The organism is Erythrobacter sp. K21-9, from assembly GCF_055808355.1.
Genome location: NZ_CM147866.1, coordinates 1,592,031 through 1,615,933 on the forward strand (window position 1 = coordinate 1,592,031; position 23,903 = coordinate 1,615,933).

Consider the following 23,903-nt stretch of genomic DNA (forward strand, 5'->3'; position numbering starts at 1 on the left):
AAGTGTGTAAAGTTATTTACAAGTGGCTACATGACTGACACTGCTCTCCTCGCAGGCCCGGCCCTGCGCCGCTTGCGCAAACGCGAAGGGCTGACACAGGCTGCAATGGCGGCCTCACTCGGCATTTCTCCAAGCTATCTCAACCTCATAGAGCGCAACCAGCGTCCGCTCTCCGCGCGGGTACTTGTGCAGGTGATAGAGCGATATGACTTCGATCCGCGTTCGCTGCGAGAGGACGAAGCGATCGGCGGCGTGGACGGACTCGTTCGCCGCATGTCGGACAAGCGGTTTGCCGATCTCGGGATCGACCGTGAGGAGGTGCAGGAATTCCTGGCGGCGGCCCCGCAGGCGGCGGCCGCCTTCGCTCGTCTCTACGACACGGCTGGCGAAGCGAGCGGGCGTGCAGAAGATCCGGCAGGCGATGCCCGTCAGGCGGTTGAACGCTGGCAGAACCACTTTGCCGATCTGGACCACGCGGCAGAGCAGACAGCCGACGAATTGCGCCTCTCACGCGGCGATACCGGAGCGGCCTTGATGGAAAGGCTGCGGGAAAAGCATCAGCTTTCGGTCCGCATCCTGCCAGTGGAGGTCATGCCTGGTATCGTACATCGGCTCGACCTGCATGCGCGGCAATTGCAACTGTCCGAAATGCTTCCCGGAGCCGCGCGCCGGTTCCAGATTGCGCGGCAGGTTGGCGCGCTTGAACAGCGTGAGGTTATCGACACGCTTGTGGCGGGCGCCAATCTTGCGTCTGACGAGGCGCGCGGACATTTTCGTGAGCATGTGACCGATTACGTCGCAGGGGCGCTGCTGATGCCGTATCGCCGGTTTCTAAGGGCCTGTGAGCAGACGGGATACGATGTCAATATTCTCCAGCGCCGATTTGCCTCCAGTTTCGACCAGATCGCGCAGCGGCTTACCACCTTGCAGAGAGTGGGCGAGCGCGGTCTGCCATTTTTCAGCGCCCGCTTTGGGCGAACGGGACGAATGGTGCATTTCACTGCCGGGGCGAGCGGGGCGATGCATCCGATCGAAGGCGCGCGCTGGCCCGCCTGGGTGCCTTATGCCGCATTCGAAAGCCGCGGGTCGCTGCTGACACAGGCCGTCACGTTTGGCGAGGGCGAAGCGGTCCCAAAACACTGGTTCACGATTGCGCGCACGGTTGAAGTGGACGGTGTGGCCTGTTCTTCGCGCAAGTCAGTAGTCCTGGGCCTGGAGGCACGGTTTGCGGGCGAACTCGCCCATGCGCGGGGCGTATCGCTTGCGCCAGAGGATGCCGTCCCGCTGGGTGTGGGATGCCCCCGCTGCGGACGCGCGGATTGCCTTACGCCTGCGCCGAAGCGGCTGCTCAGCGAGTAATTTGTCTACATTGAGAAATTTGCAACTCTTTGGAACGCAAGCTAATTCAGGATGTTGGTGGCTCAGGAGGACGCAAATATGACTGAAGAACGCATTTCAACGACCGAGGATGCTGCAGGCAACACACACACGACGCATATCGTTCGCGATGACAATTCGGGCGGCGGCGGTAGCGCCAAGTGGGTTTTTCTCGCCATTCTTGTGATTGGCATTGCCGTTGCGGCTTATCTGATGTCGCAGGCAAATACCGCTGAAATCGCGAAGGATGAGGCGATCACCGATGCCGCCAACCAGGTCGGAGAAGCCGCCGGTCAGATCGGCGACGCTGCCGAGGATGCAGCGGATTCTGTAACTGGCGGGGAATGAACATCCGTTAAGGATCAAAAAGCGCGCAGGCTGCGGTGTTCGAAGCGGCCTGTAAAATTTACCGACACTTAAACTCTCGTCGTTAGGACGGCACTCGCACACAAACCGCGAGCGCCGTCCAAACCGATGATCCGCCTGTTCAAGCATTATATCCCGCACGCCGTGATACTTCTCGGCCTGCTCGATTTTGCGCTGCTTTTCCTGGCAGGCGAACTCGCGTGGCAATTGCGCGCGGCCCAGATCGGGGTTGATGCGGGGTCGCTCGGCGATCGCTGGCTGCCGCTTGCAGGTTCGGCTGCGATTGTCTGGACCGCGATGATCTCGGTCGGCGTCTACGGACCGTATGCGCTGCGCAGTCTGCGGTTTGCCGGCGCGCGCCTGCTGGTTGCGATCAGCCTGGGGATCATCGCTCTCGCGTTCATCGATTTTCTACTGCCCGGCAGCACCTTCTGGCGCTCGACCCTGCTCTATGCGATGGGCTTTGCGGTCCTTGTGCTCGTTGCCGACAGGTTGCTGCTGAACACATTCCTTGGCTCTTCGGCATTTCGGCGCCGGGTCATGGTGCTCGGGGCTGGCGACCGCGCCCAGCGCCTGCGTGAGCTGGCGGACAAGCAGGAAAGCGGCTTTGTAATCGTTTCCTATATCGCGATGAGCGAGCCCGAGCGCGTGGTCGAGGAAGCCATCTCGCGCGAGGCGATCCACGACCTTGGCCGGTTCGTCGAAAATCTCGGCGTAAGCGAAGTGGTGCTCTCGTTGCAAGAGCGCCGCAACGCCCTGCCGCTGGGGGACCTGCTGCGGATGAAAACCAAGGGCGTGCACGTCAACGACTTCTCCAGCTTCCTGGAGCGCGAGACGGGCCGGGTTGATCTCGACACCGTCAATCCGAGCTGGCTGATCTTCTCCGACGGATTTTCGAGCGGGCGAATGCTGTCGAGCGCGATCAAGCGTGTGTTCGACATTACCGCCAGCCTGATCCTGCTGATCCTCACCGTGCCTATCATCGCAATCTTCGCAGTGCTGGTGAAGCTCGACAGCGACGGGCCCGCCTTCTTTCGGCAAAAGCGCGTCGGCCTGTTCGGTCAGACGTTTAACCTTATCAAGCTGCGCTCGATGCGGACCGATGCCGAAAAGGACGGCTCGCAATGGGCCAGCGAGAACGATCCCCGGATAACCCGGATCGGACGCTTCATCCGCAAGGTGCGGATCGATGAACTGCCGCAGACATGGAGCGTGCTCAAAGGCGAGATGAGCTTTGTCGGCCCGCGTCCCGAAGTGCCGCAATTCGTCGATACGTTGCAGGAAGACATACCGTTCTACGGCGAACGCCATATGGTCAAACCGGGTATCACCGGTTGGGCGCAGATCAATTATCCGTACGCCGCATCGAACGAGGACAGCCGCAAGAAGCTCGAATACGACCTGTATTACGCCAAGAATTACACGCCCTTTCTCGATCTGGTGATCCTGCTTCAGACCGTGCGCGTGATCCTATGGCCGGAGGGCGCGCGCTGATGTTCGATTTCTCTGTCATCGACCTCTACGCACGCATGGCGTGCTACATTGCAGGGGCAGTTCTAAGCGCGGGTGCCGCAGTTTGGATCGCCCGTTTTGGAGACGCGGCGCGGCCCGACCGCCGGTACCGATGGTTGCAGCGTGCCTCGCAACGGCGGTGTGGTGCGGCCTTGCTGCCGCATTCGGACCGCAGCAACCCATCACTATCCTGGCAGAGACGGGACGCAACCTCGCCTTGATTGCGGTGATTTTCAGGCTGTTTTCCGCCGACGGGCGCGATGAAAGCCTCAAGCCGATACGCCCTGTAATCATCGCGCTGGCGTTGGTGCAGATGTTCCAGCCGGTCCTGCTGCTCGTGGCCGCGCGCGCACGATCCGTGCCCGAGCTTACCGCTCTGACCTTCGAGGTGTCGGCGGTGCTCAATATGCTTGTCGCGATCGGAGCGCTGGTCCTGCTGCACAACCTCTATGCCGGCGCCGGGGCTGCATCGCGCCAGATCCTGCGCTGGAGCGGGATCGCGCTTGCGGGCATCTTTGCTTACGACCTCAACCTTTACACCATTGCTTATCTGGTGGGCGAGCACCCTGGTTTCCTTGTTTCGATGCGCGGGCTTGTCGCCGGTGCGATGGCTGGAATGCTGGTGCTGGGCGGCAATGTCGCGGGGTCCGGCCTGCATTTCCGCCCGTCTCGCACCGTGACATTCCAGACGCTGTCTCTGCTGGTGATCAGCAGCTACCTGCTCGTCATGGTCCTTGTGACCCGTTCGCTGACGCTGCTCGGCGGAGACCTAGCGCGGGCAGGGCAGATCATGTTCCTCGTGCTTGGCATCGGCCTTGCCGCGATATGGATCCCGTCCAAGCGCGTGCGCGGCTGGCTTCGCGTGACGGCGACGAAGCACCTGTTCCAGCACCGCTACGACTACCGCGAGGAATGGCTTCGCTTCACCGCTACTATCGGGCAAGGAACGAGCAGCGGCGCGAGCTTCTATGAACGCGCGGTAAAGGCTGTTGCCGACATCACCGATAGTCCGGCTGGCCTTCTGCTGGTCGCCAATGAGGATGCGCGGCTTGAGCTGACCGCCCGTTGGAACTGGCCGACAATCGAAGTCCCTGCGGTCGCCGGTGACTACGGGCTGTGCGAGTTGCTCGAAAAGCATGGGCACATCGTCGATTTCGGCGAGGTGCGAAGCGGAACCGAACATCACGACGAACTCGATCACCTGCCCGAATGGATGCGCGGCGAAGAGGACATCTGGGCCCTAGTACCACTCATCCATTTCGACCGATTGGTCGGCGCAATTGTGCTCGCTCGTCCCCGTATCGAACGCAGGCTGGATTGGGAGGACTTCGACCTGCTGCGCGTAGTCGGTCAGCAGCTCGCGAGTTACCTGGCCGAGCAGGCCGGTCAGCAAGCCCTGATGGATGCAAGCCGGTTCGATGAATTCAATCGCCGAATGGCATTCGTGATGCACGACATCAAGAACCTGGCGAGCCAGATGTCGCTGCTATCGGCAAACGCCCAGAAGCATGCCGACAACCCGGCCTTTCGAGCGGATATGCTCGTGACCCTGCGCAATTCATCCGAGAAATTGTCTGCGCTGCTTGCGCGGCTCGGACGCTATGGAGCCGGCCCGGTCGAGCAGCTTGCCGAAATCGAGCTGGGTGAATTTGGCCGGGCCTTGGCTGAACGGTTCAAATCGGTCCATCCAGTCGTATTCAACGAAACGCAAATGGTCCGTGTGATGGCCGACCGGGAGTCGCTTGAACAGGCGCTGATCCATCTTGTCCAGAATGCGGTCGAAGCCAGCGATCCGGATTCGCCCATATATATCAGTACGTCGCATGAAGGACTGAACGGTCAGATCGACATTATCGATGCAGGCCACGGGATGAGCCCCGAATTCGTACGGAGCGGCCTGTTCAAGCCTTTCGTTTCGTCAAAGGACGGTGGGTTCGGTATCGGTGCCTTCGAAGCGCGCGAGATGATCAAGGCCATGGGCGGACGCCTGATGGTCGAGATCGCGCGAAGGTGTCGGCACGAGGTTCAGCACGATCCTTCCTGTGGCCGAAACGCGCCGTCTCGCATCCCATTCCGCCCACGATAACGCATTGCCCCATGAGGTCGCCAATGGCTGACAAGAAACCGACACTGCTCGTCGTCGAGGACGATGAGGGTCTGCAGGCCCAGCTAAAATGGGCTTATGAAGACTTCGAAGTCGTGATCGCGGGTGACCGCGACAGCGCTATCGCGGCGCTTCGCAGCGAGGCGCCCGCTGTCGTAACGCTGGATCTCGGCCTGCCGCCGGATCCCGATGGCACGACCGAGGGCTTTGCCGTGCTCGATGCGATCATGGAGCTGAAACCGGATACCAAAGTCATAGTCGCCAGCGGTCACGGCGCGCGCGAGAGTGCGTTGCAGGCAATCGAGCGCGGTGCGTATGATTTCTATCAGAAGCCGGTCGACATCGATGCACTCGGCCTCATCGTCCGGCGTGCCTACAATCTCCACGAAATCGAGGCTGAGAACCGCAGGCTGCTGGCGCATTCGAGCGAGGACAAGACGGTGCTTGGACGGCTGATCACCGGAGCGCCGGAGATGGTCAAGGTTGCGCGCACGATCGAGCGCGTGGCGAGCACCAGCGTCTCGGTCATGCTGCTGGGTGCGAGCGGAACAGGCAAGGAATTGCTTGCTCAGGGGCTGCACGACGCCAGCAACCGCAATAATGGACCATTCGTGGCGATAAACTGCGCAGCAATTCCCGAGAATCTTCTCGAAAGTGAGTTGTTCGGGCATGAAAAAGGCGCCTTCACAGGCGCGGTCAAAACCACCGAAGGGAAAATCGAGAGCGCCAATGGCGGCGCGCTGTTTCTCGACGAGGTCGGCGACATTCCCCTGCCTCTTCAGGTAAAATTGCTCCGCTTCTTGCAGGAACGAACGATCGAGCGGATTGGCGGGCGCAAGACGATTGCAGTCGACACCCGGATTGTCTGCGCCACTCACCAAGACCTCGAAGCGATGATCGGCGCGGGCACTTTCCGCGAAGACCTGTTCTACAGGCTCGCCGAGATCGTGGTTCGGATCCCGGGCCTTGCAGAGAGGCACGGCGACGCCATTCTGCTCGCCAAGGCATTCCTCAAACGGTTCGCCAAGGAAATGAACCCCGCAGTTACAGGTTTCGCGCCCGACGCCCTGACCGCCATTGATGCGCATGACTGGCCCGGCAATGTCCGCGAACTGGAGAATCGCGTGAAGCGCGCCGTCATCATGGCGGATGGCAAGCTGGTGAATGCGGGCGACCTCGATTTCGATGACGAGGAAGAAGATAGCGCCGGAGTGCTCAATCTGAAATCTGCCCGCGAGCAGGCCGACCGCCGCGTTATTCGCCATGCGCTGGCGCGTAGCGAAGGCAACATTTCGAGCACTGCCAAACTGCTCGGTATCAGCCGTCCGACACTCTACGACCTGCTCAAACAGTACGACCTGCATGCCTAATCAGCGCGCGGCCTTGGTTGCCGTGTGCGTAAGCGTGCTGCTCACCGCATGCACCGCTGCCAATGAGCGCGCGGCGGGGCCAGAATCTGGCGATAGCGAAATTGCTAGTCTGATCGAGCAGGCTCAAAGTGAGACCGCTAAAGGCGAATTGCCTGCGGCGGGCCGCCTGCTGGACCAGGCGTTGGCGATCGAGCGCAGCGATCCGGCTCTGTGGGTCGCGATTGCGCGGCTCCGCTATCGCGGGGGCGAACACATCGGAGCGCTAGAGGCGGCGGATCTTGCGTTGACCCTCGAACCGCAATTCGCACCGGCGCTTTTGATGCGCGCGCAGCTTGTGCGGGATGCTTACGGAATGGAGGCGGCGCTGGCATGGTTCGAGCGGGCGCTAGAAGCAAATCCCGACGACGCCGATCTCCTCGCCGAATACGCTGCCACTTTGGGCGATCTGAACCGTAACCGCGATATGCTGAAGGCCGCGCGCAGCTTTGCCGATGCCCATCCGGATGATCCGCGAATTCATTTCCTGCATGCTGTGCTGGCGGCTCGGGCCGGCGATCCGGTGCTCGCCAGCAGCTTGCTCAAACGCAGCAAGGCGGACAGCGCGGCCGCCATTCAGATGAGTGCGCTCATCGATATGCAGCAGGGCAATTTCGACAGCGCGGCGTCATCGCTGGAGAATATGGCCGCGAGCCAGCCGGGGAACGCGCGGGTGCAAGACCTGCTTGCGAGGGCGCTGTGGCTTGGCGGGCGCGACCGCGAATTGACCAATCGCTTTGCCGAGCGGGCCGGGAGCGATGCTGCCTCGCCCTACCTCAACATGCTGGTGGGCCGGGCGTATGAACGGCTCGGCCAGCGCGCCGATGCTGCCGGTTACATAGAGCGCGCCTTTGCCGGGAGAGGGGACGGAGTGGCAGTCTTGCTGGCCGATGCGGATATTCTGCCTGATGCTACGGCGAGGATGCGGGAATTGGTCGAGGCCGAGCCGCCGCGGAGAAGCGCAGGCCCATGCAGAGGATATTCTCGAAAATTTTGCAGGATCATCTGACGTTCGCGTCCTTGCGGGCGATGCGGCCCTGGAACGCGGCAATCTTGCTCGCGCCCTGGAGCAATATGGGCAGGCGGCGCAGATCAGCCGCCCGTGGCCGCTTACACGCAAAATCATCCATGCTTACCGCGAGGCCGGTGATGACGACGCAGCCGAGGCGCTCCTGATCCGGCATCTGAGAGGCGAGCCGCTCAACACCGAAGCGCTCGTGATGCTGGCGCAAAGCAGCGCGGCTGACGGAGACTGGCAGCGAGTTTCGCTGATGATCAACAATGCGGTTGGCCAGGGAGCGACGAACGACCCTGCGCTGCTGGAGCTGCGCTTGCAGGCGGCTCGGGCATTGGGAGACGATGCGATGGCTGAGCAAACCGCTTCTGCATTGGCGAAGCTGCGACCGGGGCCATTCCTCAACCGGTAGCGGCAAGCCACTCGACAAGTGGCCGCGCCGAAGGCAGGGCGCCCAGCAATGGCGAAGTGGAAATCGACTCTGGCCGACCCGATGATCGCCGTGCTGGTGATCGCGACCGGTCTCGCGCTTGTGATTCCAGCGACCGGTGAGACACGCGAGACCGCGCAAACCGTGTCCAGCGTTTCGATCTTCTGCTTGTTTCTCGTCAACGGAATGCGGATCGCGCGCGGCGAAATCGTCCGCGCCGCAGCAAACTGGCGCTTCTTCACGCCGCTCGTGCTGTTCGTGTTCGGGGGAATGGCAGTCCTCGGAACCGGCTCGGCCCGCATTGCAAGCCTGTTCGTCACGCCCGAAATCGCGCTCGGGTTCATTTTTCTGGGCGTGCTGCCGTCGACGATACAATCGGCCACGAGCTATACTACTCTCGCAGGAGGCAATGCCGCGCTGTCGGTGGTCGGCGCGGCGCTGATCAACATTCTCGGCGTGTTCGTAAGCGCACCGCTTTTCGCTTTGCTCGCTGGAAGCGAGGCGGTCGATCTGGGCACGGAGACGATTGTGCGGATCGGAGTGATCTTGCTCCTGCCGTTTGCAATCGGGCAAGCGGTCCAAGGCTTTACGCGAGAATGGCTGATCGCGCGCAAGGCAAAGATCGTGTGGCTTGACCGGATTGTGATTGGCATCGCCGTCTATGTGGCGATGTCGGGCGCAGTTGGGCAGGGCCTCATCGCCAGTATTTCACCCATCGCAGGCGCGTGGCTGCTTACTGTGACGATCGCGTTCATGGGGCTTGCCTACTTCCTTGCCTGGAAGGTGGCGGAGATCGGTGGATACAGCCGCGAGGACCGGATCGCGTTCTTGTTCGCCGGACCGCAAAAGAGCGTCGCCATAGGCGCTCCGCTCGCCGCGATCCTCTTCGCGCCATCCGTCGCCGGTTTCGTGATCGCGCCGTTGCTGCTGTATCACCTGCTGCAACTTGTCGTCGCAGCGCCGCTCGCTACTCGGCTGGCGCACCGGCCTGCGGATTAGCGGCTTGCTGCTTTCGGTTGTGCCGGATCGACCACCACAGCGAAATACCGATCAGCACCGCGCCGATCAGGCCCGTGATGGTTTCGGGGATGTGATACTTGGCCGAAAACAGCATGATGAAGCCGAGCACAATGATCGCCCAGAATGCGCCATGCTCAAGATAGCGAAACTGCGACAGCGTTCCTGCGCGCACAAGGTGGATCGTCATCGAACGCACGAACATCGCGCCAACCGACAGACCGATCGCGATAACGATCATGTTGTTCGACAATGCGAATGCGCCGATAACTCCGTCAAAGCTGAAGCTCGCATCGAGCACTTCGAGGTAGAGAAACCCGCCAAGGCCGGAACGCACGACTTCGCCCGCTGCCTTTTTCTTGGCTTCGCCTTCCTCGATGATCGCGCCGAGCGCGTGGACGCCGATAAACGTGACCAGTCCCATGATTCCCGCCGTAAGGAAGGTGAGCGCTTCTTCGGGCGTAAGGAGGGTGGAAACGCCGTAAATGACCGACAGGACAAGTCCTAGCTCAGCCGCAGGAACGCTTGAGAACCTGTTCACGTTGCGCTCGATCACGGCGATCCAGTGGATCTCCTTCTCTTCATCGAAAAAGAAGGTAAGGCCCACCATCGCGAGGAATGCGCCCCCGAAGCCGGCAATGCCGATATGGGCAGCCGAGACGATCCGCTCGTATTCCTCGGGATTACCAAGTGAAAGCTCGATCGCCTGCCAAGGTCCGATTTGCGCCGCGATGGAAACGATGGCGATGGGAAACACGATCCGCATCCCGAACACTGCGATGAGGATACCGATGGTGAGGAAGCGCTGCTGCCACACCGGGTCCATCTCACGTAGCACGGTTGCGTTGACCACCGCGTTGTCGAAGCTCAGCGACACTTCGAGGATCGACAGGACGAACACGATCCACAGGATGGATAGCATCCCGCCAAGGGTGCCTGTGCTGGCCCAGCCATACCAGCCGGCCAGCCCGAAGCAGGCTGCGGTGAAAAGTAGGGAAAATGTGTAATAACGCAGGAGCGTTTGCATCAGGATATCGTGCCTTGATCGAGATTGTGGTCAGCTCTTGGGCTGGTAGGTCTGTTCTTCGCCGGGAAAGCTGCGGGTCCGAACTTCTTCAGCGTATGTGGCCACCGTCTTGTCGATCATGCTTGCAATATTATCGTAGCGCTTAACGAAGCGGGGCACACGTTCGAACATGCCGAGCATGTCTTCGGTCACCAGCACCTGCCCGTCACACTGTGCCGAAGCGCCAATGCCGATTGTGGGGCAGGACACTGATTTGGTAGCCTCGATGGCGATGGGTTCGACAACGCCTTCGATCACGATGGAGAACGCACCCGCCTTGTCGAGAGCGACTGCATCGCTGACGATCTTGTCGGCCTCTGCGTCGGAGCGTCCGCGCGCAGCGTACCCGCCAAGCACGTTGACCGCCTGCGGGGTCAGGCCGACATGGCCCATGACCGGGATGCCGCGTGAATTGAGGAATTCGACCGTCGGTGCCATTGCCTCACCGCCCTCGAGCTTCACTGCGGCCGCGCCCGTCTGCTTAAGCAGGAAAGCAGCGCTTTCAAAGGCTTGCTCAGGCGAACTCTCATACGATCCGAACGGCATGTCGATCACCACAACCGAATGATACGAGCCGCGAACGACTGCCGCGCCGTGATTGGCCATCATCTCCAGCGTTACGGGAATGGTCGAAGGAAGGCCGTAAATGACCTGGCCAAGCAGATCTCCCACGAGCAGCAGGTCGCAATGCGCATCCAGCAGCTGCGCCTGCCGCGCGGTGTAGGCAGTCAGCATCACGAGCGGCTTTTCCGTTACGCCGTCTTTCTTGCGGGCACGGATGCGCGGCACAGTCAGGCGCTTCATCGGCGCGGGGGTAGGATTGGCGCGGCTGGTGCTCGTATCGAGCTCGAAGGTCGTGGACATGGCGCGCATTTAGCGCCCGGCTGCGCAGAACGCAAAGCTTCACCCTTGGCGCGGGCGCAGAAACATTGCAGAGAGGAAGGACATGGGATGGCGCGTCAGGGACGTGCGGCAAGAGGGTACATTTTCAATCATGGTAGCATCCACCGGTTCGGGCCACGAAAACTGGTCGTCGCGCAGTGCATTTATCCTGGCTGCGGTCGGTTCAGCGGTCGGCCTCGGCAATATGTGGCGCTTTCCAGCAGAAGCGGGTGAGAACGGCGGCGGCGCGTTCGTGCTGTTCTACATGTTCTGCGTGCTGCTGATCGGCCTTCCCGTTTTGCTTTCCGAGGTTTTGATCGGGCGGCACGGTCAAGCCAATGCGCCTGAGAGTGTGCGCCGCCTTGCGCGCGATTCCAAGGCGTCCGAAGGTTGGAGCGTACTTGCCGTAATGGGCGTGTTTGCCGCTTTCCTCATCCTCAGCTTTTACTGCGTCGTAGGTGGCTGGGTCGTATACTACATCGGGGTTTTCGTGAGCGACCTGTTCCAGACCGGTCTGGCCGGCGGCGCATTTGAAGGGCGCGCAGCAGAAGATGTCGAAGGTCTGTTGCCCGGCCTGTTTGGCAATGGCGGCCTGATGGTCGGCCTCAATCTCGGCTTCCTTGCGGTGACGATGTTTTTTGTCGCGCGCGGCGTTTCCAGCGGGATCGAATGGGTTGCGGTCTACCTGATGCCTTTGTTCTTCGTCCTGTTCCTCGGCATCACGATCTACGGAGCTTTCACCGGAAATTTCGGTGATGCGGTGAGCTACCTGTTCACATTCGATGCGTCGAAATTAACCGGGGAAGTGATGCTGGCCGCTGTGGGCCAGGCGTTCTTCTCGCTCTCGCTGGGTGTGGCGGGAATGATGACCTATGGCGCCTATGCCAATCGCGACACCAATCTGGGCGAGACTTCGGGCATTATCGCCACTGCCGACACAGGCGTTGCGCTGCTGGCCGGTCTGGCGATTTTCCCAATCGTTTTTGCTGCGGGTCTTTCGGCGAGCGCAGGTCCGGGGCTGATGTTCCAATCGCTTCCGATTGCGTTTCAGGCGATGCCGTTCGGTTCGCTGATCGGTCTTGCGTTCTTCATCATGGTGTTCTTCGCTGCATTGACCAGCTCGGTTTCGCTGCTTGAAGCGCCAACGGCTTGGATGTTCGAGAAATTCAACATGGCGCGCCCTGTCGCGACAATGATTGTGGGGACGGGCGCTGCCATCCTCGGCGTGCTGTCGGCGCTGTCGTTCAACGAAATCGCTGAATTCTATCCGCTAGGGTTCATCCCGATCTTTGCCGAGGCGAATTTCTTCGATGCGCTGGACGGTGTAACGGCCAAACTGTTCATGCCTATCGGCGCGATCCTCACTTGCATTTTCGTCGGTTGGATTGCCGATGCGAAGCTGATCGATGACGAGAATGGACTGGATGGGCTGCTGCACCAGACCTGGCGCGCGCTGATCCGCTATGTATGCCCGGTGATCCTGACGGTGATCTTGCTCTACGGCATATTCGGCTAGAAAAAAGGGCCGCTCCTTTGGGGGAGCGGCCCTTTTGCGGCCCGGTGTTATGGTCTTGTTTCCGGGGGTCAGGTCTTAAAGCGTCGTTTCGGCGTGCTTGTCCTGGACATCATCGTGCACGGTCATGCCCATCGCCATCTTGGCGGTGGTGAGCAGGCTCAAATCTCCGCTCCAGATCTCTGCATCGCGCAGGTCCATGCGCAGGAACAGGATGTTGGGGTCGTTCTTTCCGCTGTCGTACCAGGCTTCGACGAAATTGTTCCAGAACTGGTCGAAGCGGTCCTGGTTGTCCTCGATGAAGAGGCTGCCGTGGAAGCGGGCATAGACGTCATGCCCCTTGCCCTCATAGGTGGCTGTGACCGGACCAAGCTTTGCAAAATCGCTGTCCTTGGTTGTGAAAAACCAGATCGCGCTGTCGGCATTCTTGTCGGTCTGTGCTGTCATCGGCACGGCGGTCTGTGGTTCTCCATCACGCTGGAGGAACACGAAGGGCGAGATCGTCCAGCGCCTTCCAGAATTTGGTTTTCAGTTCGTCGGCATTACCTTGTTCGTAGCGCATTTTAATCTCTTGTATTTGCTCGATTAACGGCTTGGCGTGTGTGATGTTCCCCGATGGAGGCAGGGCGAGGCCGTGATCGGGCGGGCTGTCAGAGGCATTGCATGTGCGGCGCAAATATGGAACATAATGGGAACAAATGAGACTCGGGCGAGTCTCCCCAATGTTCTCAAGGTTTCAGATGACGGCTTCCGTTTCCTCCAGCGGCGCAAAGGCGCTTCACGATTTCCCCCTGCCGGACCGCCCCGTGGTTTGCGGCAAGGAGCCGAGTGCCTCCAGCCTCGATTCCATGCCGCGTCTCTCCGCTCAGGATATCGCTGCACTGTCAAAGGCGCGCGAGGGGCGTTGGCGGCCGGGACTTGCCGACCAACCCTTGCACAGCGAGGTTTTTGCCAGTGCTTCAGATGCGGGAGGAGCAGGGCTGGCGCTGGCACTCGCGCGTGATGCGCTTCAGGTCGCAGGGCAGCAGGCAGAGGGTCAGGACTCAGATCCCCTGAAACAGGTCGAGGATCGCAGACAGGTGCTGTGGGTGCAGGACAAGGGGGCAGTGCAGCGCAGCGGGCGCCCCTACCGCCACGGTCTGCCACCAGAATTGCGCGACCGCTTGATCCATGTCGAAGCAGGCAGCCCTGAAGATGCGCTGTTCGCGCTGGAGGAGGGGCTGCGCTGCCGCGACCTTGCCTGCGTTATCGGAGAGATTACCGGCAATCCGCGCGCGCTCGATTTCACCGCTTCGCGCAGGCTCAGCCTGGCAGCGGAAAAGCATGGCGTGGCGCTGTGGCTCGTGCGTCTCGATGCGGCACCCGAGCTGTCCTCGGCGCGGATGCGTTGGCGGGTAGATCCCGCACCTTCTTCGCCTGCGCGCTGGAACGCCGCCGCGCCGGGCGCACCCGCATGGAAGGCAGAACTGTTCCGCGCGCGCAGTCACGCCCCCGGAGAATGGATATTGAACAATGACAAAGGACGTTTGCGAGCACAGCGCGCCGGGACTCCAGTCGCAGCCAACACGCAGGGTGCTGGCGATCTGGTTCGCGCGACTGTCGGTCGATCGCTGGCGGCTTGCGCAAGGGTGTGAGCCGGGGGAAGGCGCAGACGCTTTCCCAACCGCACTGATTACCGAAACCGCACATGGGCCGCGGATCGATGCGGTCAACGATGCAGGCTGCGCTGCCGGCGCGCAGGCAGGCATGATGCTGGCCGATGCGCGCACTTTGTGCCCCGCCATCCAGACCGCTCCCGCAGACCCCGCAGGCGATCTCGATGATCTGGAGAAACTGGCGCTGTGGTCGCAGCGTTGGGGGCCGTGGAGCGCGCTCGATCCGCCCGACGGTGTGCTGGTTGATATCACCGCCGCCGCGCACTTGTTCGGCGGAGAGACCAAGCTGCTCAGCAATGTCGAGGCGGCTTTTGCCAGGCGCGGCCTGCAAACCCGCGCCGCGATTGCTCCCACCGCCGGGGCTGCGTGGGCGCTTGCTCATTTTGGCGCTCATTTCGGGTCTGCGCGCGCGATCCTTGGTCCTGCGGAAGATGGCGCGCAGCGTCTCGCCGATCTTCCCGTCGCAGCGCTGCGGCTCGATCAGGACGTGCTGACCGTATTGCGGCGGCTGGGGCTCAAGCGGTTGGGCGATCTTGCAGGCATTGCCGCCGGACCGATAGACAACAGGGATTTTGGGCAGGAAGCTGCTGCCCGCGATGCGCTTCACCGCCGGTTTCGCAATCGCAAATCGCCTTCCGCCAATCCACTGGTCCGGCTCGATCAATTGCTGGGCAAGGTGCCCGAGCCGCTGCTGCCGGTGGTTCCCCACCATGCCCCGCTGGTCCAGCGCCGGTTGATGGAGCCGATCCGGCATCGCAGCTTGCTTGAGCAGGTGCTTGCCGATCTTGTCGATGACATGGTGCGCGAGCTCGAAGCGCGCGGGGAGGGCGCGCGGCGGCTAGAGCTAGGCCTCTGGCGGGTCGATGGCGAAGTGATCGTGCGACGGCTGGAACTGGCGGCTGCCACGCGGGAGGCGGCGCATATCATACGCCTGTTTGCAGGCAAGCTGGACGATATCGAAGCAGGCTTCGGCATCGAGACAGTGCGGCTACGCGCCAGCTGGGCCGAACCGCTCGGCCTTTCGCAGGGGGATGTCGAGGAAGCAGCCGAGCGGCATGGAACGTCGCTGGGTGCCTGCATCGACCGGCTGACGGTCCGCCTTGGCCCGCAGGCAGTGCGCCGTCCGGTGCCGCGCGCCAGCCACCTGCCCGAACGCGCACAAAGCTGGCAGCCGCCGCTGGAACCCGAACCGAGTTCACAGGCCATGCTCGAATTTCATGAAAGGCCGCTGAAATTACTGGACAAGCCTGAAGTAATCGCTGTGCTTTACGCTTCGCCGGATGGCTTGCCGCAGCGTTTCCGCTGGCGCGGCAATGTGTGCGAAGTGGCGCGGGTCGACGGTCCGGAGCGGATCGCGCCTGAATGGTGGCGCGAGAAATCGACCGTCCGCTTGCGGGATTACTACCGGATCGAGGACAGGGAAGGGCGGCGATACTGGATTTACCGGCACGGTATAGTCGGCGATGGCAGGGGCGGAATGCCGCAATGGTATCTGCAAGGGCTGCATGCCTGATTTTTCAGAATTTTTCGAATAATCAGCCCCCTATATCCGCGATCAACATTTTTTTACCATTGCCACCTAGAACGTTCACCATGAACATGCACAGCATCTCGCGCGCTGCAGAGCGCCGTTCGCTTAGCCTGATGGTCAAGGGCCGGGTCAAGTCACGCCCGGTCTATGTCGATTTGATCGATATTTCCGAAGGGGGATGCAAGATCAGGGGCTCGGCAGGCTTCGCCAATGTCGGTGATCGGGTCACGATGAAAGTCGACGGCGTCAACGCCCCGCTCGGTACGATTGCATGGATCGAAGGCAAGGTCGCGGGAGTCTCATTCGAAGGCCAGATGCGCGCGGCCGTGGTCGATCATCTGGTCCACGCGCAAGGCACAAAACTCGGCGATGACAGCGAAGATCACAGACGCAAGCTGTAACAACGTGCAGTTTTGACAAAAAAGGGGGCGATGCTGCGAAGCACCGCCCCTTTTGTTTTCTTGCACCGATCAGTCAGACGGAGCGACGAGCAGACGGTTGTTTACCGGCTGCAGCGAACGCGCACTCATGCCAAGCGCGCCTTCCATTGCGGCGATCTGTTCAGCGCTGGCTTCCAGCGAATCCTCGACGACATGCCAGTTGACGTTCTCGCTGCAAGGCGGCGTGGTCAGCGAACCCATGTAGCGATAGACTTCGAGTTCGTCCGGCACCATCGCGCCCATGTCGATCGAGACACTCGCGCCGTCACCGGCGGGCAGCGCATCGATGATGGTCTGGAGACCTTCGTTTGCGTCACCTTCCTCGAACATCACGCCGAGTACGCCAAGAGTTCCGTCGCGTGTTGCATGGACGAAGTGTGCGGTGAGCGGAAAGCGCTCGCCGCTGATCGCGTGCTCGGAGGGGGTGTGGAAGTGAACCTGGATGAGGTTGAACAGGCGATCGCCTGATACCATGCCCTGGCCGGCTGCTGCGTCGATCTGCACCTTGTGCTTGCCGACACGCAGGGTGCCGTCCGTCATCCCGTAATCAGCCGCGAGAGTGATTTCACCGAGCGCGCTGGATGTGCCGAGATCGATCGGCGATTGCATCATGCCTGCATCGCAAGCGGCAAAGTCAGGGCTGGCCTGAGACCAGTTTTCAGCCGCTTCGCCATCGGTGTATTCCCAATCCTGCGCAGTTGCAGAGACGGTCGCCATCGCGATGGCCGCGGTGGCAAGAAGGGGTGTTGCGTACTTCATCTAAAGCTCCCTTGGGGAGCGACGATGTGCCCCCCGTGTTCCTATGCGGCTACTGCCGCAGGTTACGTCCGACATCACGAGCAGGATTGCTCGCCAGAGGGGCCCGGTCCGTAGTGGAATAATGTCTCATTTCGCCTTGGGTTCCAAGTGAATTGCAACATTTGCATTTGCTGAATTTGATAGGAGAACATATAAAGAACGAATAGGTGATAGATGACTCAGCAAACACTCCGGCAAAAACTCGAAATCCTCGCCGATGCGGCGAAATACGATGCCTCGTGCGCATCGTCCGGAACGGCAAAGAAGAACTCGCTGGGCGGGAAGGGCGTTGGCTCGACAGAGGGGATGGGTATCTGCCATGCCTACGCGCCCGATGGCCGGTGTATCTCGCTGCTGAAGGTATTGCTGACCAATCACTGCATTTTCGATTGCCACTACTGCATCAACCGCAAAAGCTCGAATGTGCGCCGCGCACGCTTTACCCCGCAGGAAGTCGCCGACCTCACGCTGAATTTCTACAAGCGCAATTATATCGAGGGGCTGTTCCTTTCGTCGGGCATCATCAAAAGTTCTAACCACACGATGGAACAAATGGTCGAGTGCGCGCGGATATTGCGCGAGGAATACGATTTTCGCGGCTACATCCACCTCAAGACCATCCCGGAAGCGGATCCCGAATTGATCCACCAGGCAGGGCTCTATGCCGACCGCGTGTCGATCAATGTCGAATTGCCGACCAGGAGCGGCCTGACACGGCTTGCACCTGACAAGGATGAGCGCCAGATCGAAGGAGCGCTCGCCAGAACCAAATCGCGCATCATTGAGGCAAAGGATGAGCGCAAGCGGTTCAAACACGCCCCGCGCTTTGCGCCGGCGGGCCAGTCGACCCAGATGATTGTGGGTGCGGACAATGCGAGCGATGCAGATATCGTTGGCAAAGCGAGCATGCTTTACGGCAGTTTCGGACTGCGCCGGGTCTATTACAGCGCATTCTCGCCGATCCCCGATGCGAGCGCGGTTCTGCCGCTGAAACGCCCTCCGCTGATGCGCGAGCACCGGCTGTACCAGTCGGACTGGCTGATGCGGTTCTACGGCTATGCTCCCGGAGAAGTCGCGCAGGCGACCGACGCGCATGGTAATTTGCCGCTCGATATCGATCCCAAGCTTGCATGGGCGCTGAAATTCCGGGGTAGTTTCCCGGTCGATGTGAACCGCGCCTCGAAAGAGCAATTGCTGCGAGTTCCAGGCCTCGGAACGACGGCGGTGGCGCGCATTCTGGCGGCGCGGCGGCACCGGACGCTGCGGTTGGACGATGTGGCGCGGCTCACCCAGTCGATTGCCAAGGTGCGCCCGTTCCTGGTGGCGCTCGACTGGCGTCCGACGACCCTCACCGACCGGGCGGATTTGCGCGCGTTGCTCGCGCCCAAGCAAGAGCAGTTGGAGCTGTTTTGATGGTGTCACAATGACCGCCATGCAGAACGTCTCCTTGGGCGAGCATTACGTTGTTCACCTGCCTGCGCCAGACGAATTCGCCTTCTGGAGGGAGCGGGCGAGGGGGTTGATCCAGTGCGATGTACCGCCGGACCGCGTGAGCTGGGCCGAACCGGGCGGGACGGGCGATCTCTTCGCTCAGGAAGGCCCCTCGCGCGGCGAAAAGCGCCTGCCAGTGCCGGACAGGGACGCGAGGCCCGTGCGTGCCTCCAAGCGTTTCATGAAGCTCGCGCGCAACGCGGCGCTCCATTCCGACCCCGAACGCTTTGGCCTGCTCTATCGAATGCTCTGGCGGCTCCAGTCGAACCCGCGCGCGATGGAGGACAAGGCCGACCCTGACGTGCGCCGGATCGAGGAACTCGACAAATCGGTGCGCCGCGACAGTCACAAGATGCACGCCTTCGTCCGCTTCCGCGAGGTCACCAGCGAGGATGGAAGCGAGCACTACGCTGCGTGGTTCGAGCCGGATCACCATATCGTGCGCGCCAATGCGGGCTTTTTCATGCGGCGCTTCGCCAACATGAACTGGTCGATCCTCACCCCGCGCGGCTGCATCCATTGGGATGGCGAAACCATGCGCGAGAGCGGTCCGGCCCAGCGCAGCGATGCACCGCAAGGCGATCCGGTCGAGGATTTATGGAAGTCCTATTATGCATCCATCTTCAATCCCGCGCGGCTGAAGGTCGGGGCGATGCTCTCCGAAATGCCCAAGAAATACTGGAAGAACATGCCCGAGGCGGAGCTGATCCCGGACCTCATCGCAGGCGCACAGGCGCGTGAGGCAGGCATGGTCGCGGCGGGTGAGCGGGAAGAACGCAAGCTGCCGGCGAGCCTCGATGCGATTGGCCACGCGATTGCGGATTGCCATGACTGCCCCATTGCCGAATGCGGGACGCGCGCGGTCATGGGTGAGGGAGCCGTCGGCGCTCCCCTGATGATCGTGGGCGAACAACCGGGCGATCAGGAGGATGTGGCTGGTAAACCGTTTGTGGGACCAGCGGGCCAACTGCTCGATGAATATCTCGAGCGGACCGGGATCGACCGTTCCAGCGCCTACGTCACCAATGCGGTGAAGCATTTCAAATACGTCCAACGTGGGAAGCGGCGCATTCACCAAAGCCCGCAGGCCAAGGAGATCGACACCTGCCGCTGGTGGCTGGAGGCCGAGCGCGAGGTCGTCAAACCGCGTGTCATCCTCGCGCTCGGGACCAGCGCAGCGCGCAGCCTCCTTGGCAAGACGGTGAGCATCTCGAAAGCGCGCGGCGAACCGATCGCGCTTGAGGGCGGGGCTGAACTGTGGGTGACCGCGCATCCCTCCTACCTGCTGCGGCTTGATGGCGAGGCTCGGGACAAACAGGCCGCGCTGTTTGCAGCGGATCTTGCGGCGGTGAAGGCGCGGCTCACGCAGCTGGCGGCGTGAAATGCCCGAGGCTCCGCTTACCCCTGACAAACGCGCGCTGGAGATCGATCCCGATCTGATCGAGACGTTGCCGCGCGCGCCTTTCGTCGAGCTTGGACTTGTCAGCTGTTTCAGCTTCCTGCGCGGGGCGTCGGACGCGGTGGATCTGGTGATGACCGCCCGTGCGTTCGGCTACGATGCGATCGGGATAGCCGATGCCAATTCGATGGCTGGCGTTGTGCGCATCCATACCGAGGCCGCGACGCTGAAACTGCGCCCGGTGATCGGCGCGCGTATCGAAACGGTCGAGGGATTGTCCTTCCTCGCCTATCCAAGAAACCGCGATGCCTATGGCCGCCTGTGCCGCCTGATCAGCGCAGGCAGAATGCAGACACTCAGCGGAGAATGGCAGGAAAAGGGTGTGTGCGAGATCGACTTGGCCATGCTCGCCGAACACACCAGGGACGTGCAGCTTATACTGTTTCCGCCTGAGGATTTGGACAGACAATTCACAATTCGCGTGCTGAGCAATGTGGTGGCGTTTCCGGTTTCGCGCAGAGACGCAGAGGCACGCAGAGACCGCAGAGAGATAGCACCGACGGCAAAGCCGCACTCTTCCTCCAGCGATTCGGTAAGCGACGAGGCCGGAGGACATGAAGGGCCCTGCGGCGCGGGCGACATCTCTGCCTCTCCCGTTTCCTCTGCGTCTCTGCGCGAAACAACCCTGCTGACGGTACCGCATTCGGGGACCTGCTTGGCCATTTGAAAGAACGCCTGCCCACGCTCCGCCATCTCGCGGCGAGTTATCTCTACCGGGGCGACGATATCGCCCGGATCGACCGGCTTGATGCGTTGGCGCGCGCCAATGGCGTCACCCTGCTCGCGACCAACGATGTGCACTATCACGCGCCCGAACGCCGCCCGCTTCAGGACGTGATGACGGCGATTGCGCACAAGACCACGGTGGCAGAGGCCGGACACTTGCTCCACGCCAACGCCGAGCGGCACCTCAAGCCTTCGCACGAAATGGTTCGCCTGTTCGCACGCTGGCCGCGCGCCATCGCCGCCGCGCGCGAGGTCGCCGATGGGTGTGATTTTTCGCTCGATGAACTGCGCTACGAATATCCGGAGGAAATCTATCCCGACGGCATGTCCCCGCAGGAATATCTCGAGATCGAGACGTGGAACGGCGCGCAGCGGCGTTACCCCAATGGCGTGCCAGACAGTGTGCGAGACACGCTGGAGCGCGAACTCGCGCTGATCGCGAAGCTCGAGCTTGCGCGGTATTTTCTTACGATCAAGGATATCGTCGATTTCGCCCGCCGCGTGGAGCCGCCAATCCTGTGCCAGGGGCGCGGCAGCGCAGCCAATTCCGCCGTGTGCTATTGCCTTGAAATCACCAGCGTCGATCCGGCCAAGCACCAGTTGCTGTTCGACCGCTTCATCTCCGAGGAACGCCGCGAGCCGCCCGATATCGATGTCGATTTCGAGCATGAGCGGCGCGAGGAGGTGATCCAGTATATCTACAAGAAATATGGCCGCGCGCGTGCCGGGCTCACCGCGACCGTGATCCATTATCGCCCCCGAATGGCGATCCGCGAAGTGGGCAAGGCGATGGGTCTGAGCGAGGACGTCACCGCGAGCCTCGCAAAGACCGTCTGGGGCGGGTGGGGCCGTGAGATCAGCGAGAAACACGCCGCCGAAACCGGCATGGACGTGACCGATCCGCACCTCAAACGCGTGCTCAAACTGACCGAACAGATGATCGGAATGCCGCGCCACCTCTCGCAGCATGTCGGCGGGTTCATCCTTACCAAAGGCGCGCTGACGGAGACGGTGCCGATCGGCAATGGCGCGATGCCCGACCGCAGTTTTATCGAATGGGACAAGGACGATATCGAGGCGCTCGGTATCCTCAAGGTCGATGTGCTGGCGCTGGGAATGCTGACCTGCATCAAGAAGTGCCTCGACCTGCTGGAGGCGCATCATGGCCGCAGCCTGAGCCTCGCCACCGTCCCGCGCGAAGATCCTGAGACCTATGCGATGCTGCGCAAGGGGGATTCGCTCGGCGTGTTTCAGGTCGAAAGCCGCGCGCAGATGAACATGCTTCCGCGCCTGCGCCCGCGCGAGTTTTACGACCTTGTGATCCAGGTTGCGATTGTGCGTCCGGGGCCGATCCAGGGCGACATGGTGCACCCTTACCTGAAGCGCCGCCGGGGCGCGGAGCAGGTGGTCATCCCCAAACCGTCTCCCCAACACGGCCCACCCGATGAGCTATCAAGCATCCTGGAGCGCACGCTGGGCGTGCCGATCTTCCAGGAGCAGGCGATGAAAATCGCCCTCGACGCGGCAAAATTCTCGTCGGCCGAGGCCAACCGCCTGCGCAAGGCGATGGCGACCTTCCGCTCGCGCGGCATGGTCGATGAATTGCAGGACATGATGGTCGAGCGGATGGTAACGCGCGGATATGCGCGCGAATTTGCCGAGCGTTGCTTCAACCAGATCAGGGGCTTCGGCGAATACGGCTTTCCCGAGAGCCACGCGGCCAGCTTTGCGCACCTTGTTTACGTATCGAGTTGGCTCAAATGCCATTTCCCGGCGGCCTTTGCCTGCGGCCTGCTCAATTCCCAGCCAATGGGTTTCTACGCCCCTGCGCAGATCGTGCGCGATGCGCGTGAGCACGGGGTGGAGGTCCTGCCCGCAGATGTGAACCACAGCGCATGGGACTGCGCGCTTGAAAATCTGGTTTCTCACAGAGGCGCAGAGGAAGCAGAGGCGCAGACAGGGGAAGTCCTTGCGACGAAGCCGCTCTCCTCTGTCAACAGTTCGGTAAAGGGAGAAGTGGCAGAATGTGAATATGCCTTCTGCAGTGAAAACATCTCTGCGTCTCCCTTCCCCTCTGCGTCTCTGCGAGAAACAGGAAGCGGGGACAAAGGCATTCTCGACCGCCATATCGCGCTGCGGCTTGGCCTGAGGCAGATTGACGGCCTGCCCGAACACGTCGCCGCAAACCTGATTGCGGCGCGCGACAAGCACGGGGTCTACCGCGACGTTGCCGAACTGCGCGAGCGAGCGGGGCTTTCGCCTGCCCATATAGAGCGGCTCGCCAGCGCGGATTGCTTTGCTTCCATGAACCTGTCGCGCAGGCAGGCATTGTGGGATGCGCGCAGCCTGGTTGCCGGGCCGGATCTGCCGCTGTTTCGCGCGGCGGAGGAGCGTGACGAAGGGGCGGAGCGCGTGGCCGTACAATTGCCGCGGATGCCGATGTCGGAAGAAGTCGTGGCCGATTACCAGACCACGCGGCTCAGCCTCAAGGCGCATCCCATGGCCTTCCTGCGGCCTTCTTTGGGAGAGCGGGGCTTTGTGCGCGCGTGCGACCTTCGTGATCGCAAGTTCCGGTCGATGGTGCAGGTCGCAGGAGTGGTACTGATTCGCCAGCGTCCCGGTAGTGCGAAGGGCGTGTGCTTCATCACGCTCGAAGACGAAACCGGGGTAATCAACCTGGTCGTGTGGCCGGACCTGAAAGAGAAGCAGCGCCGCGTCGTGATGGGTGCACGGCTGATGGAGGTGCGCGGCAGGGTCGAATATGATGACGAGGTGATCCATGTGATCGCGCACCACATGACCGATGCGACCGACCAGCTTTACCGGCTGTCCGACGATATGCTCAACGCACCGGTTGCGCGCGCGGATCACGTCAATTCGCCGCTGCCATCGCAGGTCGGCGGAAAGCGAGTGATAAATCCGAGGGACGGCCTCACCGATCAAGATGGCGCTGCGATCCGCCCGCGTGACCTGATCGACCAATTGCCCGATGCCGGCGGAGTGCCGCAACGTGGCCGCCGGAACGCTCCCAATACCCGCGTCCATCCGCGCAATGTGAGAATACTTCCTAAGTCGCGCGATTTTCACTAGGGCTCGGCGCATGGCTCGTAGCACA

General features: G+C 61.5%; 20 protein-coding genes. 15 read left to right on the forward strand and 5 right to left on the reverse strand.

Annotated elements, in window-relative coordinates:
• The first annotated feature begins 30 nt into the window (after positions 1-30).
• The 6 genes from AC0L39_RS08025 (at position 31) to AC0L39_RS08050 (ending at position 7,774) form a co-directional block, all read left to right on the forward strand.
• A complete protein-coding gene (locus AC0L39_RS08025) occupies positions 31-1,359 on the forward strand; it encodes a helix-turn-helix domain-containing protein (protein ID WP_473262160.1) in 1,329 nt (442 codons plus the stop codon).
• Positions 1,360-1,437: 78 nt separating this feature from the next.
• Positions 1,438-1,725, forward strand: a complete 288-nt coding sequence (locus AC0L39_RS08030) for a hypothetical protein (protein WP_473262162.1) — start codon at positions 1,438-1,440, stop codon at positions 1,723-1,725.
• A gap of 126 nt (positions 1,726-1,851) precedes the next feature.
• Positions 1,852-3,237, forward strand: a complete 1,386-nt coding sequence (locus AC0L39_RS08035; protein WP_473262165.1) for a TIGR03013 family XrtA/PEP-CTERM system glycosyltransferase — start codon at positions 1,852-1,854, stop codon at positions 3,235-3,237.
• A 130-nt stretch (positions 3,238-3,367) separates the two neighbouring features.
• Positions 3,368-5,341, forward strand: coding sequence for an XrtA/PEP-CTERM system histidine kinase PrsK (prsK, locus tag AC0L39_RS08040; RefSeq protein ID WP_473262168.1), 1,974 nt, complete (start codon positions 3,368-3,370; stop codon positions 5,339-5,341).
• 23 nt (positions 5,342-5,364) lie between these two features.
• On the forward strand, positions 5,365-6,729 hold the full coding sequence (gene prsR, locus AC0L39_RS08045) for a PEP-CTERM-box response regulator transcription factor (protein WP_473262170.1): 1,365 nt from the start codon (positions 5,365-5,367) through the stop codon (positions 6,727-6,729).
• A complete protein-coding gene (locus tag AC0L39_RS08050) occupies positions 6,722-7,774 on the forward strand; it encodes a tetratricopeptide repeat protein (RefSeq protein ID WP_473262171.1) in 1,053 nt (350 codons plus the stop codon). The genes prsR and AC0L39_RS08050 overlap by 8 nt, the downstream gene beginning before the upstream one ends.
• On the opposite strand, the gene AC0L39_RS08055 is transcribed toward AC0L39_RS08050, so the two are convergent.
• Complete coding sequence (locus AC0L39_RS08055) at positions 7,767-8,141, reverse strand: hypothetical protein (protein WP_473262173.1); 375 nt, start codon at positions 8,139-8,141, stop codon at positions 7,767-7,769. The genes AC0L39_RS08050 and AC0L39_RS08055 overlap by 8 nt on opposite strands.
• A 99-nt stretch (positions 8,142-8,240) precedes the next feature.
• Between AC0L39_RS08055 and AC0L39_RS08060 the strand changes: the two genes are divergently transcribed.
• On the forward strand, positions 8,241-9,209 hold the full coding sequence (locus AC0L39_RS08060) for a bile acid:sodium symporter (protein WP_473262175.1): 969 nt from the start codon (positions 8,241-8,243) through the stop codon (positions 9,207-9,209).
• On the opposite strand, the gene AC0L39_RS08065 is transcribed toward AC0L39_RS08060, so the two are convergent.
• Positions 9,178-10,254 carry a DUF475 domain-containing protein gene (locus tag AC0L39_RS08065; RefSeq protein WP_473262177.1) on the reverse strand — a complete coding sequence of 359 codons (1,077 nt, stop codon included), beginning with the start codon at positions 10,252-10,254 and terminating at the stop codon, positions 9,178-9,180. The genes AC0L39_RS08060 and AC0L39_RS08065 overlap by 32 nt on opposite strands.
• A 30-nt stretch (positions 10,255-10,284) precedes the next feature.
• Entirely contained in the window at positions 10,285-11,157 is an 873-nt protein-coding gene (gene panB, locus AC0L39_RS08070; RefSeq protein WP_473262178.1) for a 3-methyl-2-oxobutanoate hydroxymethyltransferase, read from the reverse strand.
• A 130-nt stretch (positions 11,158-11,287) separates the two neighbouring features.
• Between panB and AC0L39_RS08075 the strand changes: the two genes are divergently transcribed.
• A complete protein-coding gene (locus tag AC0L39_RS08075) occupies positions 11,288-12,691 on the forward strand; it encodes a sodium-dependent transporter (RefSeq protein ID WP_473262180.1) in 1,404 nt (467 codons plus the stop codon).
• Positions 12,692-12,766: 75 nt separating this feature from the next.
• Here AC0L39_RS08075 and AC0L39_RS08080 read toward each other — a convergent pair whose 3' ends face one another.
• Positions 12,767-13,135 (reverse strand): pyridoxamine 5'-phosphate oxidase family protein, encoded by a 369-nt coding sequence (locus AC0L39_RS08080; RefSeq protein ID WP_473262319.1) that lies wholly within the window; start codon positions 13,133-13,135, stop codon positions 12,767-12,769.
• Positions 13,136-13,536: 401 nt separating this feature from the next.
• Between AC0L39_RS08080 and AC0L39_RS08085 the strand changes: the two genes are divergently transcribed.
• The 3 genes from AC0L39_RS08085 (at position 13,537) to AC0L39_RS08095 (ending at position 16,275) form a co-directional block, all read left to right on the forward strand.
• A complete protein-coding gene (locus AC0L39_RS08085) occupies positions 13,537-14,322 on the forward strand; it encodes an ImuA family protein (protein ID WP_473262321.1) in 786 nt (261 codons plus the stop codon).
• 112 nt (positions 14,323-14,434) lie between these two features.
• Positions 14,435-15,856 (forward strand): DUF6504 family protein, encoded by a 1,422-nt coding sequence (locus tag AC0L39_RS08090; RefSeq protein ID WP_473262322.1) that lies wholly within the window; start codon positions 14,435-14,437, stop codon positions 15,854-15,856.
• A gap of 80 nt (positions 15,857-15,936) precedes the next feature.
• Positions 15,937-16,275, forward strand: a complete 339-nt coding sequence (locus AC0L39_RS08095; protein ID WP_473262181.1) for a PilZ domain-containing protein — start codon at positions 15,937-15,939, stop codon at positions 16,273-16,275.
• Positions 16,276-16,344: 69 nt separating this feature from the next.
• Here AC0L39_RS08095 and AC0L39_RS08100 read toward each other — a convergent pair whose 3' ends face one another.
• A complete protein-coding gene (locus AC0L39_RS08100) occupies positions 16,345-17,073 on the reverse strand; it encodes a carbonic anhydrase (protein WP_473262182.1) in 729 nt (242 codons plus the stop codon).
• 213 nt (positions 17,074-17,286) lie between these two features.
• Here AC0L39_RS08100 and AC0L39_RS08105 point away from each other — a divergent pair, with 213 nt between their 5' ends.
• From AC0L39_RS08105 to AC0L39_RS08120, 4 genes are read left to right on the forward strand one after another with little or no spacing between them, the layout of a single operon-like run.
• Positions 17,287-18,525 (forward strand): putative DNA modification/repair radical SAM protein, encoded by a 1,239-nt coding sequence (locus AC0L39_RS08105; RefSeq protein WP_473262184.1) that lies wholly within the window; start codon positions 17,287-17,289, stop codon positions 18,523-18,525.
• Between the two features lie 10 nt (positions 18,526-18,535).
• The gene (locus AC0L39_RS08110) at positions 18,536-19,984 is read left to right on the forward strand and encodes a UdgX family uracil-DNA binding protein (protein ID WP_473262185.1); all 1,449 of its coding nucleotides are present in this window, start codon (positions 18,536-18,538) and stop codon (positions 19,982-19,984) included.
• 1 nt (position 19,985) lies between these two features.
• A complete protein-coding gene (locus tag AC0L39_RS08115) occupies positions 19,986-20,729 on the forward strand; it encodes a PHP domain-containing protein (protein ID WP_473262186.1) in 744 nt (247 codons plus the stop codon).
• Positions 20,726-23,878 (forward strand): error-prone DNA polymerase, encoded by a 3,153-nt coding sequence (locus tag AC0L39_RS08120; RefSeq protein WP_473262188.1) that lies wholly within the window; start codon positions 20,726-20,728, stop codon positions 23,876-23,878. Before AC0L39_RS08115 ends, AC0L39_RS08120 begins: the two co-directional genes overlap by 4 nt.
• Positions 23,879-23,903: the final 25 nt, after the last annotated feature.

Bases quoted from the DNA above. Each gene is read 5' to 3' on its own strand.
- AC0L39_RS08025 (WP_473262160.1), top strand. From the start codon at position 31: ATGACTGACACTGCTCTCCTCGCAGGCCCGGCCCTGCGCCGCTTGCGC.
- AC0L39_RS08030 (WP_473262162.1), top strand. From the start codon at position 1,438: ATGACTGAAGAACGCATTTCAACGACCGAGGATGCTGCAGGCAACACA.
- AC0L39_RS08035 (WP_473262165.1), top strand. From the start codon at position 1,852: ATGATCCGCCTGTTCAAGCATTATATCCCGCACGCCGTGATACTTCTC.
- prsK (WP_473262168.1), top strand. From the start codon at position 3,368: ATGGTTGCAGCGTGCCTCGCAACGGCGGTGTGGTGCGGCCTTGCTGCC.
- prsR (WP_473262170.1), top strand. From the start codon at position 5,365: ATGGCTGACAAGAAACCGACACTGCTCGTCGTCGAGGACGATGAGGGT.
- AC0L39_RS08050 (WP_473262171.1), top strand. From the start codon at position 6,722: ATGCCTAATCAGCGCGCGGCCTTGGTTGCCGTGTGCGTAAGCGTGCTG.
- AC0L39_RS08060 (WP_473262175.1), top strand. From the start codon at position 8,241: ATGGCGAAGTGGAAATCGACTCTGGCCGACCCGATGATCGCCGTGCTG.
- AC0L39_RS08065 (WP_473262177.1), bottom strand. From the start codon at position 10,254: ATGCAAACGCTCCTGCGTTATTACACATTTTCCCTACTTTTCACCGCA.
- panB (WP_473262178.1), bottom strand. From the start codon at position 11,157: ATGTCCACGACCTTCGAGCTCGATACGAGCACCAGCCGCGCCAATCCT.
- AC0L39_RS08075 (WP_473262180.1), top strand. From the start codon at position 11,288: ATGGTAGCATCCACCGGTTCGGGCCACGAAAACTGGTCGTCGCGCAGT.
- AC0L39_RS08080 (WP_473262319.1), bottom strand. From the start codon at position 13,135: ATGACAGCACAGACCGACAAGAATGCCGACAGCGCGATCTGGTTTTTC.
- AC0L39_RS08085 (WP_473262321.1), top strand. From the start codon at position 13,537: ATGCCGCGTCTCTCCGCTCAGGATATCGCTGCACTGTCAAAGGCGCGC.
- AC0L39_RS08090 (WP_473262322.1), top strand. From the start codon at position 14,435: ATGATGCTGGCCGATGCGCGCACTTTGTGCCCCGCCATCCAGACCGCT.
- AC0L39_RS08095 (WP_473262181.1), top strand. From the start codon at position 15,937: ATGAACATGCACAGCATCTCGCGCGCTGCAGAGCGCCGTTCGCTTAGC.
- AC0L39_RS08100 (WP_473262182.1), bottom strand. From the start codon at position 17,073: ATGAAGTACGCAACACCCCTTCTTGCCACCGCGGCCATCGCGATGGCG.
- AC0L39_RS08105 (WP_473262184.1), top strand. From the start codon at position 17,287: ATGACTCAGCAAACACTCCGGCAAAAACTCGAAATCCTCGCCGATGCG.
- AC0L39_RS08110 (WP_473262185.1), top strand. From the start codon at position 18,536: ATGACCGCCATGCAGAACGTCTCCTTGGGCGAGCATTACGTTGTTCAC.
- AC0L39_RS08115 (WP_473262186.1), top strand. From the start codon at position 19,986: ATGCCCGAGGCTCCGCTTACCCCTGACAAACGCGCGCTGGAGATCGAT.